8 protein-coding genes are annotated in these 14,216 nt (G+C 66.0%); 4 read left to right on the forward strand and 4 right to left on the reverse strand.

Annotated features, from left to right (window positions below; genetic code table 11):
* The 4 genes from nagA to AC1MLZ_RS17935 all read right to left on the reverse strand — a co-directional run bounded on the left by nagA (window position 1) and on the right by AC1MLZ_RS17935 (window position 3,844).
* Window positions 1–1,152 (reverse strand): N-acetylglucosamine-6-phosphate deacetylase, encoded by a 1,152-nt coding sequence (gene nagA / locus AC1MLZ_RS17920; protein WP_480959664.1) that lies wholly within the window; start codon window positions 1,150–1,152, stop codon window positions 1–3.
* Entirely contained in the window at window positions 1,149–2,156 is a 1,008-nt protein-coding gene (locus AC1MLZ_RS17925; RefSeq protein ID WP_480961602.1) for an SIS domain-containing protein, read from the reverse strand. The genes nagA and AC1MLZ_RS17925 overlap by 4 nt, the downstream gene beginning before the upstream one ends.
* 100 nt (window positions 2,157–2,256) lie before the next feature.
* A complete protein-coding gene (locus AC1MLZ_RS17930) occupies window positions 2,257–2,994 on the reverse strand; it encodes a GntR family transcriptional regulator (RefSeq protein WP_480959665.1) in 738 nt (245 codons plus the stop codon).
* 85 nt (window positions 2,995–3,079) lie between these two features.
* Complete coding sequence (locus AC1MLZ_RS17935) at window positions 3,080–3,844, reverse strand: copper homeostasis protein CutC (protein ID WP_480959666.1); 765 nt, start codon at window positions 3,842–3,844, stop codon at window positions 3,080–3,082.
* A gap of 380 nt (window positions 3,845–4,224) precedes the next feature.
* On the opposite strand from AC1MLZ_RS17935, the gene AC1MLZ_RS17940 reads away from it, so the two are divergent.
* Genes AC1MLZ_RS17940 through AC1MLZ_RS17955 form a run of 4 tightly spaced genes read left to right on the forward strand, consistent with a single transcriptional unit; the run spans window position 4,225 to window position 14,195 of the window.
* Window positions 4,225–7,056, forward strand: coding sequence for a TonB-dependent receptor (locus AC1MLZ_RS17940; protein WP_480959667.1), 2,832 nt, complete (start codon window positions 4,225–4,227; stop codon window positions 7,054–7,056).
* Between the two features lie 58 nt (window positions 7,057–7,114).
* Window positions 7,115–9,301, forward strand: a complete 2,187-nt coding sequence (locus tag AC1MLZ_RS17945) for a glycoside hydrolase family 2 protein (protein ID WP_480959668.1) — start codon at window positions 7,115–7,117, stop codon at window positions 9,299–9,301.
* Window positions 9,298–11,586: a beta-N-acetylhexosaminidase gene (locus AC1MLZ_RS17950; RefSeq protein WP_480959669.1), complete on the forward strand. Its 2,289-nt coding sequence runs from the start codon at window positions 9,298–9,300 to the stop codon at window positions 11,584–11,586. Before AC1MLZ_RS17945 ends, AC1MLZ_RS17950 begins: the two co-directional genes overlap by 4 nt.
* Window positions 11,586–14,195 carry a beta-mannosidase gene (locus tag AC1MLZ_RS17955; RefSeq protein ID WP_480959670.1) on the forward strand — a complete coding sequence of 870 codons (2,610 nt, stop codon included), beginning with the start codon at window positions 11,586–11,588 and terminating at the stop codon, window positions 14,193–14,195. Before AC1MLZ_RS17950 ends, AC1MLZ_RS17955 begins: the two co-directional genes overlap by 1 nt.
* Window positions 14,196–14,216 lie beyond the last annotated feature (21 nt).

Genomic DNA, 14,216 nt, shown 5'->3' on the forward strand with positions numbered 1-14,216 from the left:
TTACGTCCTGCCTGCGACCAGTTGGCCGCCGATCCATGTGCCCGCGGGCCGCAGGTCGGCGGTGAGGGCGACCCAGTCGGCGCGCAAGCCGGGGGCGAGCGCGCCGCGTTCATGGCCGAGGCCGAGGAAGGCGGCGGGGTTGGTCGCTGCCATCGCCGCTGCGGCGGGCACATCGGCATGCGTCCGCGCGACGAAATTGCGGACGGCACCGGCCATGTCGAGGTCGGAGCCTGCGAGTGTCCCATCCTCGCCGAAGCATTTGCCGTCCTCGACATGGATCAGGCGGCCTTGCAGGCGGAAATCCTTGTCGACCGCCCCGACCGACGGCATCGCGTCGCTGACCAGCATCAGGCGATCGTGGGGCCGGGCGTTGAGCGCCAGGCGGAGCGCCGCGTCATGGACGTGGAGACCATCGGCGATCAGCCCGCAATAGACATGGCGATCGTCGAGAGCGGCACCGACCACGCCCGGCGCACGGTGGAGCAGCGGCGACATCGCGTTGAACAGGTGCGTGATGCCGGTCAGGCCAGCGCCGACCGCGCCGATGATCGTCTCGTAATCCGCGTCGGTATGGCCGGCGCTGACGATCACGCCGCCCGCAACCAGCCGTGCGATCGACGCTGCGTCGGTCAGTTCGGGCGCGAGCGTTACCATCACGCGGCCCCTGCGGGGGCGGATCAGCAACTCGATCATCGCATCGTCGAGCAGCCGGAACTTCGTCGGATCGTGGATGCCCTTGCGCGACGGGTTGATCCAGGGTCCTTCGATGTGCGCGCCGACCACGCCGGGTACCCCCGCCAGGATCGCGGCGTCCATGGCGTCGAGAGTCGCCTCGATCACGTCGGGCGTGTCGCTGATCAGCGTCGGCATGAACGCGGTCGTGCCGTACGGCGCATGCGCGGCACCGATCGCTGCGATACCCTCGACGGTGGGTTGGTCGTTCAGCAGAACGCCGCCGCCGCCGTTCACCTGCGTATCGACGAAGCCGGGGACCAGCCAGCCGCCCCGGAGGTCTATCGCGTCGGATGTCACGCGCTCGGATGCGGCGATCGAGACGATCCGGTCCCCGTCGATCGTGATGGTCGCGCCGTTCAGCAGTGTGTCGGCGGCGACGATCGTGCCGTTTACGAAATCCATCTTCAGCGAACTCATACCGTCTTCGTGACCTTGCTGAGGTGGAGCGGCGCGTCGGGGTCGAGCCCGCGGCGCAGCGAAAGGGCGTTGGCCATCCGGTAGAAGCTCTGGATCATGAGGATCGGTTCGATCGCCGGATGCGCGGTGAACGCGACCGGATCGGTTTCGCCGTTCGCCTTCGCATCCGCGAGGCAGACGACCGCGCCGCGTGCGCTGAACTCGGCGGCGGCCTCGCGCACGCCGTCGCCGGCCGCATCGGACGTGGCGAACGCGATCACCGGGAAGCCGTCGTTGACGATCGCCATCGGTCCGTGGCGCACCTCGGCGGCGCTGAACGCCTCGGCATGCAGAGCGCATGTTTCCTTGAGCTTCAACGCGGCTTCCTGCGCGATTCCGTAACCATAGCCGCGACCGATCACGAACAGGTTGTTGGCGTCGGCGAGCGCATCGACCATCGACGTCCAGTTCGCGCCGAACGCGAGCGTCAGCATATCGGGCAACGTATCGACCGCCTTGGCCAGCGCATCGTTCTGCGACCAGGCCGCGGTCAGGCCTGCGAACGCCGCGAGCGCGCAGATATAGGATTTGGTCGCCGCGACCGAACGTTCCGGTCCCGCCTTCAGCGCGATCATCGTGTCGGCCATCTCCGCGAGCGGCGAACTCTCGTCGTTGACGAATGCGACGACGTGCGCGCCTGCGCTCCGATAGGCACTGACGGTCGCGAGAAGATCGGGACTCCGACCGCTCTGCGAGACCGCGATGACCAGCGCGGTGCCCGGCGCCATCGGTGCCGCATAGACCGACGATACCGATGGCGCAGCGGACGCTACCGGAACGCCGAGCAGAGTCTCGATCAGGTATTTGCCATAGGTCGCCGCGTGATCCGACGATCCGCGCGCGCACGTCACGACTACGGCTGGCGGTGCGTTGCGCAACCGCTCGCCGAGCGTCGCCAGCGCATCGCGGTTTGCGGCCAGCAACCGTGCGACCGCATCGGCGGCGTCGGCGGCTTCGCTGAACATCAGCGTCGGCGTTTCATCCCGCGTCGCGGACACGTCTTCGCTTCGGTCTTGTATCGTCTCGGTCACGGTAAGCCCCCCGGCCGGCGCCCGTGCGCCGGCGTCAGATGTCGTTCAGTTCGGCGACGAGGTCGTACGCGTCGCCACGGTAATAGGATTGCGTGAATTCGGCCGCCCGGCCGTCGCGCAGGAAGCCGCGGCGTTCGATGAACAGGCCGGCATGGCCTGCATCGACGCCGAGCATCTTGGCGTGCTCAGGGCTGAAATGAACGGCGCGCAGGCGTTGGAGTGCGCGCACCTGGCGATTGCCCGCCGCCTCGAGCGCTTCGTACAGCGAGTCCTGCACGGCGTCGATCGAGGGCAGGCAATAGCCCGCGATCGTGGTGTACTCGAGCGCCATCGGCACGTCGTCGGCGTAGCGGATGCGCTGGAACCGGAACACCGCAGAGCCCGGCGACAGTCCCAGCGACAGTGATTCCTCGGGCGTCACCATGCCGATCGTACGGCTGACCCAAACGCTGCTCGGCGTACGCCCGCGTGAAATCATGTCCTCCGAAAAGGACGACAGCTTGGAGAAGTTCTTCTCGACGCGGGTCGCAACGAACGTGCCGGCGCCTCTCCGGCGCGTGAGCAGGCCTTCTTCGACCAGCCCGCCGATCGCCTTGCGCACGGTGATCCGCGAGACATCATATTCTACGGCAAGATCGCGCTCGGCAGGCAGCGCATCGTCCTTCGCCAGCACGTTGCGGTTGATCGCGTCACGGATCAGCTGCTGGAGCTGAACGTACAATGGCGCGGGGTTGCCGTCCCGGAACCTGCCAATGCTCGCTGAAAAGGACATGAGGGCGACTTTCGATGATGCCGGCACGAACTTCGAAGAAATCCGAGCGGGCAGAGAAGTGGGATACGTTATGTATTGGTATTGTTCAAGCCGCTTGACGGTCGAACGCCGTTAGAACCGCTTTCAACTCCCGCACGCGCCGCACATCGGTGTGCCGATGGCCGGCCGCGACGAAGCCGAAAAGGCGTTCGCGTGCCTCGTCGTCAGATCCCGCTGCGTCTTTGTTGCTCCCGCAGGAGGCATGAAGTTCGCGTAGTCCGACCTTGAGAAAGAGCGCTGCGTTGCTCGCGTCTATGCCGCTGCCAGCAAGGACGAGAATCCGACCCTCGGCGTGCCGGTGAAGCATTTCGAGTGTCGCGAGGCCGTCGAGCGCGTGCGGCTCGCCGCCTGAGGTCAGGACGCGGTCGAAGCCCAGTTCGATGGCTGTGTCGAGTGCGGCAGGTAGATCAGGAGACAGGTCGAAAGCGCGGTGAAGCGTTAGGGAAAGTCGGGCTTTGCGCTTTGCTCCCTGCGCTTCGGCATGTCGCACGAGATCCGCTAACAGGGGTTCGTCGAGTGTACGGTTCTCAGTGCTGGCACCGATGGCAATCCCTGCGAGTCCGGCTTCGGCTGCGGCGGTTATGTCCGCGGCCAGTTGCTCGCGTTCCCTCGCATTGTAGCGAAAACCTCCTGCGCGTGGGCGAACCAGCATGTGGACCGGTATGGGAGCGGTCCGCGCGGCCGCGATCAGCGACGGGGGCGGGGTAAGACCGCCCAATGCCAGCGCGGCGCAAAGTTCGATACGATCGGCGCCGCCCGTTATGGCAGCATCGAGTCCGCCGATATCGTCCACGCAGATTTCAAGGGTCATCGTGTCGCCTTCGACTGGTCGTAATAATATTACGTCTGGCCGATCGCTACTTATCGTTCAACGGCAAAAGCGCACGTGCCAAGCAAGAAAAACAATTCGGTTAAATGGCTGATCGGTTGGAACAAAGCGTCCCAAATCCAGTGGGCTTGCAGGCAAGATATTGAACTGCGGCAATTTTTTGAGCGCTGTCCGCGTGGTGCCGATCCGTCATTGAACTGTAATTTCCTGATAGATTCCGTGATCGAATTGGTTATACATTACCGATACCACGCGACGGTGACGGGTACCAAAGCAGTACCAAGTGGTTGGACGGTCGATGGGTGCGGATTGCGGTCCGGATCGGGGTGGCGCTGCGGCGTCAATGGGAAGGGGATTTGACGATGGTTTTTCGTAAGCAGGTCTTGCTGGCATCGAGCGCAGCAGTATTCGGTCTGGCGGCACCGTTTTCCGCTTGGGCGGCGGATGCGCAAACCGCGCCCGTGCCGTCCGCGGCTCCCGCAGGCAGCGATACGCAAGTCTCATCCGCACCAGTCGCGGCCGCACCCGGCGTAACCGGCGAAGGCGATGGCCAGGACATCGTCGTCACCGGTATCCGCGGCAGCCTGCGCAGCGCGATTGCGGTCAAGCGCAACGCCAACGCCGTCGTCGACGTGATCTCGGCCGAGGACATCGGCAAGTTCCCCGATCGCAACGTGGCTGAGTCCCTCTCGCATATTCCCGGCGTCAGCATCGATCGTCGCTTCGGCGAAGGCGAGAAGGTCGCGATCCTCGGTACCGACCCTGCGCTCAACCGCATGCTGCTCGACGGTCACGCGCTCGCCTCGGCCGACTGGGGTGGCAACGACAACGATCCGTCGAGCCGTACCTTCAACTATTCGCTGCTCGCGCCCGAACTGGTCGATCGCCTCGAGGTCTACAAGTCGCCCGAGCCGCGCATCGAGGAGGGCAGCCTCGGCGGTACGGTGATCGTCCGCACGCGTCGTCCGCTCGAGCTCAAGGCCAACGCGATCTTCGCGTCGGGCGGCTATTCGTACAACGACCGCGCCGACAAGGGTAACGTCCGCGGTTCGGGCCTGTATAGCTGGAAGAACAAGGACGAGACGTTCGGCGTGCTGATCGCCGGCACCTACGACAAGCAGAGCATGACCCGTTCGGGCGTCGAGTTCTTCGGGTACGACAATGTCGCGCCGAATGCTGACGGCACGCGCAGCAGCCCGTTCGTCAACCGCGCACAGGACGGAACGCTGAGCCTGAAGAACCCTGGCGCGACCATCACCGGCGGCACCATCGCCGACCTGTACAATGCAGCGTCGCCGTTCGGCATCAACTACGCGTATTTCCAGCAGACTCGTGAGCGCAAGAGCGTGTCGGGGACGGTGCAGTACCGCCCTTCGTCCGATCTGACCTTAACGCTCAACGGCCTGCACATCGACGGCAACTACAACAACTACAGCCAGTCGATGTACACGATCCCCGGCGCGTGGACCGGCGACGTGCTGCAGTCGGCGACGATCAGCAACGGCGTCGTCACCGGTGCGTCGTTCGGCGCCGCGAACGGCCAGAGCGCACAGCTCGACACGCTGGTGCGCAAGACCAAGCTCAAGACCGACAACCTCAACTTCTTCGCCGATTACGAGGGTGATGGCGGTAGCAAGGTGTCGTTCGCGGGTGGCTGGAGCAAGGCGACCGGCGGGCGTAACCCGGAATATCTGTTCAACGTCCAGACCCGGCTGCCCTACAGCTATGCGTTCACGGACACGACTGCGACCGTGAACTTCGTCGGCGACCAGACCAACCCGGCCAACTATTTCACCAACCCGAACAACAATCCCGCGCAGATCGAAGGCCGTCCGGTCGTCATCAACGGGACGCAGCTGAACGCCGCGCAGATCGGTGGGCAGGACTTTAGCGTCACCACCGACCGCGACATCTTCGGTGGCTACGACGCGACCATCCCGGTCCAGTTCGGGCCGTTCACGGAGATCCTGCTCGGCAGCCGCGTGACCGACCACGTCAACAAGATCGACGCGCGGGGCATCAACACGTATCTGACCAGCTCGCAGACGATCGCCCAGCTCGGCGTTCCTGCGACGATCACGCCGGGCGGTGCCTTCGAGGGCAGCGGCGGCCTCGGCAACGCCACCAGCTATCTGAACCTGCCCGAGCAGTCGGTGATCGATATCCTCGAAGGTGCGATCAACAGCCCGCTGGTGACCAAGGTCGGCGCATCGACCAAGGTCAAGGAGACGGTCATCGCCTCCTATGCACAGGCCAATTTCGACCAGGGCGGTTTCCGCGGCAACATCGGTGGCCGTCTGGTCTACACCCGCGACGTCTCGAACTTCGCGACGACGCCGAGCGGGGTCGTAAACCCTCAGCCGGTGCCGACGCGGACCTCGACCGATTACATGAAGTTCCTGCCGAGCCTGAACGTCGCCTATTCGGTGACGCCGCAGGTGATCATCCGCGGCGCAGTGGCAAAAGTGATTTCGCGACCACGCTATCAGGATCTGGCCGCGGCGACCTCGCTCAACGACACGACGCTGGATGGCGGCGGCGGCAACCCGAACCTCAAGCCGTATGAATCGACCAACTACGAACTGACCGCCGAGTGGTATCCGCGCGCGGGCACGCTGCTCGCGGTCGAGCTGTTCCGTCGCGACATCAAGAACTACATCATCAGCTCGCGCCAGAACGTCGATTATTTCAACGCGCTGCAGAACCGGATCATGACGTACAACGTCAGCCAGCCGATCAACGGCGCCAAGGCCAAGGTCAACGGCGCGCTCGTCTCGGGCCAGGCCGAAATCTGGGGCGGGTTTGGTCTCCAGGCGAACTATTCGTACCAGGACAGCAGCACGTCCTCGATCGACGTGACCGGCGCCGAGCTCAACCTGCCCTATCTGTCGAAGCATACGGTCAACATCATTCCGTATTTCGAGAGCGGCCCGTTCCAGGCACGCTTGAGCTACAACTACCGTACCGCCTATTTCCGGACGATCGGGCGCCTCGGCTCGCGTGAGATGGTGGCACCGTACAACCAGCTCGACTTCTCGGCCGGGTTCAACATCACGCCGGCAATCACGCTGTCGGTCAACGCGCAGAACCTGCTCGACGCGACCTATCTCCAATATAACGGGACGCGCGATCGCCCGACCGCGTTCTACAAGAACGGTCGCACGTTTGCGGCATCGGTATCGTTCCGGATGTGACGTCTGGGCGCGTCGGAAACGGCGCGCCTCCCTCCTCGACGGAAGTACGACGGCACGCATGATATCGGGATGTATCAGGGCAAGGTTGCAGCGGATCGGGCATTACGGTGTCGGGTTCGCCTCGGCCGTCCTGATGCCGATGCTGATATTCGTGCCGCTGCCCGCCGCGGCGGAGCGGATCGACCTCGATTCGGGCTGGAGCTTCTGGCTGGCGAAGGACGCGCCGGCTGAGGCGGCGTGGCTGGAGGCCGATCCGGCGAGGGCGGAGAGCGTTGCGGTTCCGCATAGCTGGCCATTGTCGCGCGGGGCTGGGTCGGAGGGCGTCGGTTGGTATGCACGGACGCTGGTGGTGCCCGAGGCGATCGTCGTCAAGCATCTCGAACTGCATTTCGACGCGGTGTTCTACGCCGCGCGGGTGTGGGTGAACGGGACGCTCGTCGGCACTCATGAAGGCGGGCATACCGCGTTCGATATCGACGTTTCGAAAGTGTTGAAGCCGGGCGCGAACCGCATCGTCGTCGCTGCCGACGACCGTCCGGGGTTCGTGACGATCCCGGGGTACGCGATGCGTCTCCAGGCCTCGGGGAACGTCTGGTACGACTGGTGGCACAGCGGCGGGATCACGCGCGACGTGTCGCTGCGGATTGCCGAAGGGGGGCTGATCCGCCGCCAGCGTATCCGCCAGGTCCTGCGCGCCGACAGCGCGACGGTTACGAGCAGCGTCGCGATCGAGAATGTCGACGCCAGGCCGCATACCTATTCCCTCACGTCCGTCGCGGTCGATCCCGACGGCCGCGAGGTCGCGCGCAGTGTGAAGAGCGTAACGGTGGCCGCGTCGTCGGCCGCTATGCCCGATGCCGCACTGACGATCGCCAAGCCACAGCGGTGGCAGATCGGCGCGGGAAAACTGTACCGCATCGTCGCCGAACTGCGCGACGAGAAGGGCGTGGTGCTCGACCGGCGCGAGGACACCGTCGGGTTGCGCACGCTCGCGCTCCGCGACCGGAAACTGTACGTCAACGGTGTCGCAGTGCGGCTGACCGGGGTTACCCGGCACGAGGATTCGCCGTGGGAAGGCGCTGCCGAAACGCGCGGCACGATCCTGCACGACATGCGCGATCTGAATGCGCTGCATGTCACGCTGACGCGGCCCGTGCATTACCCGCAGCCGCAGAGCGTGTTCGACGCGGCGGATCGCGCGGGGATGCTGCTGATCCCCGAAATCCCGATCTGGCAGATGACGGCGGCACAACTCGGAGATCCGCGCCTGCTGGTCCGCGCCAAGGCGATGATGGCGGAGATGATCGCCGAGAGCGGCAATCATCCGAGCGTGCTCGCGTGGAGCGTCATGAACGAGAGCGAGGCCGCGACGCCGCAAGGGCTCGCGTTCGTGCGCGCGATGAAGGCGCATATCAACGCGATCGATCCCGACCGCTTCGTGACCTTCGCGGACTCGGAGATCGCGGTGCATCCGGTACGCGTGCCCGCGCTGGTCGAGGCCGACTTCGTGATGGCCAACGCCTATTTCGGCAGCTGGAGCGGGGCGTCGAGCGGGGTCGGCCCGTGGCTCGACGCGTTCGACAAGGCCTATCCCGACCGGATGCTGGTAATCTCCGAATTCGGCTGGCCGGGGCCGTTCTCGCACGATTCCGCGAGTGCCGATGTCGCGCGTACCGACAACCTCAAGGACCAGCTCGCGGCGTTTGCGACGCGGCCCTGGGTCGGCGGCGCGATCTTCTGGAGCTATGCGGATTACCGCTCGAACAAGAACCTCTTCGCGGGGCTTGCCGACGGCTATGTCGATCACGGTCTGGTCGACGCGGATCGCCAGCGCCGCCCGAGTTATTTCGCCTGGGAAGCCGCCAACCGCGCGGTGTCCGCGCGCGTCGACCTGACGATGGCGGGCGAGACGCCGACCGGCTTCACCGCCACGGTCACGGGCGCCGCCAAGGCTGCATTGCCGTCCTATCCGCTGGTCGGCGCGCGGCTGCGCTGGCGTGCGATGGGCGGCGACCGCGTGGTGCTCGGCGAGGGCGAACAGGCGCTTCCGGTCATCGCACCCGGCGGCATCGCAACGGTGTCGGCAACCTGGACCGGCCGACTTACGCCGGTCACCGTGACCGTCGATATCCTCACCGCCGAGGGCGCCCGCGCAGGCGGCGTCGTCCGCGATTACGAACCGTTCAAGGCTGGCTCTGCCGCGTTTCCGCCAGCCCCCGCGCAATTACCGAAGGACCCATCATGATCCGTCTCCGCCCTTTGGTGCTCGCACTGCTTATGACCTCGACCGCGGCGGTGGCCGAAGGGCCCAGGCTGATCCCGAGGCCTGCCTCGATCGAGACCCGGACTGGCACGCTGACGATCGGCGAGGGTGCAGGGGTCGTCGCGACCGATGCGGGGGCGACGACTGCGGCCAAGCTGCTCGTCCAGCAGGTCAAGGTCGTGCGCGGGCTCTCGCTCACGAGCGACGCGGGCACCGGCCCGATCCGCTTCGTGCGCGACGCGAGCGTAGCGGGTGACGAGGCCTACACGCTGAGCGTCGATACAAAGGGCGTGACGATCGCGGCGAGCGGCGATGCCGGCCTTGTTCACGGCGCGATGACGCTGGCGCAGCTGCTCAGCCCCGATGCGGCGTTCGGCAAGCCCGTGACGCTGGCGGCGATGACGATCCGCGATGCGCCGCGCTTCAAATGGCGCGGGCTGATGATCGATCCGGCCCGGCATTTCGTGCCGATGCCGACGCTGTACGCTATGGTCGATCAACTCGCCGCGCAGAAGATGAACGTGTTGCATCTCCACCTGACGGACGATCAGGGCTGGCGCGTCGAGATCAAGCGCTATCCCGATCTGACGCGGATCGGCGCGTGGCGCACGCCGCCGTCTGCGGGCGGTGCGCCGGGCGAGAAGGTCGGCGGGTTCTATACGCAGGCCGAGCTGAAGGCGCTGGTCGCGTATGCGCAGGAGCGCGCGATCACGATCATGCCCGAGATCGACCTGCCCGGCCACGCGCAGGCGGCGGTCGCGTCGTATCCGGCCGAAGTCGGCGTGCTCGGCGATCGTCCCCCCGTTGGGCACGACTGGGGCGTGAACCCGTGGCTGTTCAGCCCCGAGGATCGCAGCATGACCTTCATCAAGCACGTGCTCGACGAGCTGATGGACGTGTTTCCGTCGCAGTTCATCCATCTCGGCGGTGACGAGGCGGTGAAGGACCAGTGGGAACGCTCGCCCGCGGTGCAGGCGAAGATGAAGGCGCTCGGGCTGAAGACCGAGATGGAGATGCAGAGCTGGATGATCGACCAGCTCGGCGAGTATCTGGCGAAGCACGGCCGGCGCCTGATCGGCTGGGACGAGATCCTCGAAGGCGGGCTGCCGCCGTCCGCATCGGTGATGTCGTGGCGCGGCGAGAAGGGGGCCGTGGACGCAGCGAACCAGGGGCATGACGTCGTGCTGAGCCCCGCGCCGATCCTGTATCTCGACAGCTTGCAAAGCACGCGGAGCGACGAGCCGCCGGGCCGCATCTCGAACGGCGACGCGATCGTGACGCTCGCCCGGCTCTATGCGTACGAACCCGAGCCCGCGGGCCTCGCGCCCGACAAGGCGAAACACGTGCTGGGGGCGCAGATCAATGCGTTCAGCGAATATCTGGTGACGCCGCAGCAGGTCCAGCACGCGACCTTCCCGCGGCTGTCGGCGCTCGCCGAACGCACCTGGTCATCGAAGGAGACGCGGGATTTCGCAAGCTTCGTCGACCGCCTGGAGCCGCAGATGGGACGCTATCAACGCGCCGGTATCGCGGTTGCGGACAGTGCGTTCGCAGTCGATTTCACCTTGCAGGGCACCCGCGGCGATGCGCTGCGCAGCAACAAGGTGTCGGTGAAGCTCGCGACCCAGACGGGCTATGGCACGATCCGCTACACGCTCGACGGCAAGGTCCCGACTGCGCGGTCGAAGGCGTATGCCACGCCGCTGTCGGTCAAGCCGGGAATAGTCGTTCGCGCCGCGGCCTTCACCACCGATGGTCGCCCGACCGCGACGCCGCGGCTGTTCGAGACGAGCCGCGCGTCGCTACTGCACCGATCGAGTTCGGAACTGGTCGCGTGCCCCAACGGGGCGATCGGCCTGCGCGTGCCGCTGACATCGGAGGCGACGGCGAACACGCCGGTGTTCAACGTCAACATCTTCGATCCGTGCACGATGTATCCGGCCGCACCGCTCGACGTCGCGCGGAGCTTTACCGTCGATGTCGCGCGGCTGCCGCGGCATTACGGGCTCGCGCATGACGAGAAGGCGTTGCAGCGGCATTATGCGGTGACGGCGTATGGCGAGCTGGTGATGAGGACCGGCGGTTGCACCGGCACGATCGCCGCGACGTTCCCGCTGCCGGACCCCGCGAACAGCCCGACCCGCATGACGTTCCGCGGTATCTTGCCGGCGGGGACGGGGGATGCGGACGTGTGCCTGCAATTCACGTCGTCGATGGAATCGCCGTTCTACGCGGTCGAGGCGATGCAGCTGGCGGAGAAGAACTGATGCGCTGGTCGGTTCTGCTGCTGCTTGCCAGCGTCGCCACCCCCGTCTGGGCCGCACCACGCACCAGCGTCGTGCTCGACAGCGGCTGGTCGATGCGGATCGATCCGGCCGACACCGCTGCGGCCAAGGCCCATCCCAAGGCGGCACGCTGGCTCCGCGCGACCGTGCCGGGCAGTGCGCAGACCGACCTGATGGCCGCGAAGATCGTGCCCGATCCGTACAAGGGCCTGAACGAGGCGAAGATCCAGTGGGTCGGGCTGACCGACTGGCAATATCGCACGACCCTGCGCATGACCGCCGCGCAGCTAGCGCGCGACCATATCGACCTCGTGTTCGACGGGCTGGACACGTTTGCCGAGGTGCGGCTGAACGGGACGAAGCTGTTCGCCGCGGACAACGCGCATCGGCGCTGGCGCGTGCCGGTCAAGGCGGTGCTCAAGCCCGGCGCGAACGAGTTACTCGTCACGTTCCGATCGCCGATCCGCACGTTGCAGCCGATGGTGCTGAAGACCGCGCATCCGCTGCCCGGCGAATATGATTCGATCTATGGCGACGAGCCGATGGGCAAGCAGACCTCGCCCTATATCCGCAAGCCGAAATACCAGTACGGCTGGGATTGGGGTCCCCGGATTGTCACGCAGGGCATATGGCGGCCGGCGCGGATCGAGGCGTGGGACGACGCGCGGATCGAGGCGTTTCGCGTGACGCAGGAAGGGCTGACCAAGACCGAGGCGCGGCTGTCGGCCGAACTCGACCTGGTCGCGGGCGAGGAGCGTCCCGTCACGGTGCAGATCGCGGTGACCGGGCCAGACGGTCAGGTGACACAGGCGGCACGCACCGTCACCGTAGCGGCGGGCGCAAGCCACGTCGCGGTGCCGGTGAGCATCGCCAATCCGCAGCGCTGGTTCCCCGCGGGCTATGGCGCGCAACCGCTCTATACGGTCAAGGCCACGCTGACCGACGGTACCGCGACGATCGACACCGCACAGCGCCGCACCGGCCTGCGTACCGTCGAACTGCGTCGCGAGAAGGATGCGCAGGGGCGTGGGTTTGCATTCGTCGTCAACGGCATCGCGGTGTTCGCCAAGGGCGCGAACCTGATCCCGTTCGACATGTTCCCCGCGCGCGTGCCCGAGAGCCAGATCCGCACGGTGATGGCCGGCGCGCGCGATGCCAACATGAACATGATCCGCGTGTGGGGCGGCGGCTATTATCTCGACGACGCGTTCTACGACATCGCCGACCAGATGGGGTTGATGGTGTGGCAGGACTTCATGTTTGGCGGGTCCGTCACGCCCCCCGACCGCGACTTCCGCGAGACCGTCCGGATCGAGGCGGAGGAACAGGTCGACCGGCTCCAGGCGCATCCCTCGATCGTGATGTGGGCGGGCAACAACGAAGTGCTCAGCGGCTGGGCGAACTGGTCCGACCGGATCGCGTACAAGAAGGCGGTCGGCGCGGACGAGCAGGAGCGGATCGGCGTCGGCATGGCGGTGATCTTCGACCGCGTGCTGCGCGACGCGGCCGAGCGCCGCGATCCGGATGCGGTGTACTGGCCGGGCTCGCCGAGCAGCAATTACGAGGACAAGCCCGACATCGATAGCGATGGCGACCGGCATTACTGGGACGTCTGGGGCGGCAAGAAACCGGTCGAGGCCTATCTCGACAGTTGCCCGCGATTCATGTCCGAATACGGCCTGCAGTCGATGCCCGAGATGAAGACGATCCGGACGTTCGCGACCGACGCCGACTTCTCGCCGACCTCGCCGGTGATGAAGGCGCACCAGAAATTCCTCAAGGGCGAGGGCAACGACCGGCTGCTGTTCTACATCCGCGAGAAATACCGCGAGCCGCGCGACTTCGCGGAGTTCGTGTATCTCAGCCAGGTGATGCAGGCCGAGGGGATCGAACTCGCCGCGCTGCATCACCGTGCGTGCCGGCCGGTGACGATGGGATCGCTGTTCTGGCAGATCAACGACGTCTGGCCGGGCGCATCATGGGCCAGCATCGATTATTACGGCCGCTGGAAGGCGCTGCAATTCCGCGCGCGGCATTTCTATGCGCCGCTGGCGATCGCCGCCGAGCGCAAGGACGGCGCGACCAGGGTAAGCCTGATCTCCGACGCGACGGTGCCGACCGAGGCGAAATGGCGCGTGCGGACGCTCGATGTCGACGGCAAGGTCGTCGCGACACGCGAGGAGGCTGCGACGTTGGCGCCCTTGTCCGCGACGGCGGTGGCGACGCTGCCCGATGCGACGCTGTTCGCGGGTGGCGATCCGACGCGGACAATTGCCGTGGCGGAGTTGCTCGTTGATGGCCGCGTGACATCGCGCGCGCTGGTGTCGGCAGCGCCCAAGACGATGACGCTACCCGATCCGGAACTGACCGCGACGTGGGAGGGCGATCGACTGACGCTGACCGCGACCAGGCTGGCGCGCGCGGTGTGGATAGATTTCGGCAAGGTCGAGGCGACGCCATCGGACAATGCGTTCGATCTGCTGCCGGGGGAGAGTGTTACGGTGACTGTTGCTTCGAAGGCGTCCCCGGCGGCGCTGCGGCGTGCACTATCGGTCCGGACTCTGGCCGGTGTCGCGGCGGTGAAGTCGTGATGCGCGACCACGCCACCACCC

It is taken from the genome of Sphingomonas sp. PEI4, from assembly GCF_056679955.1.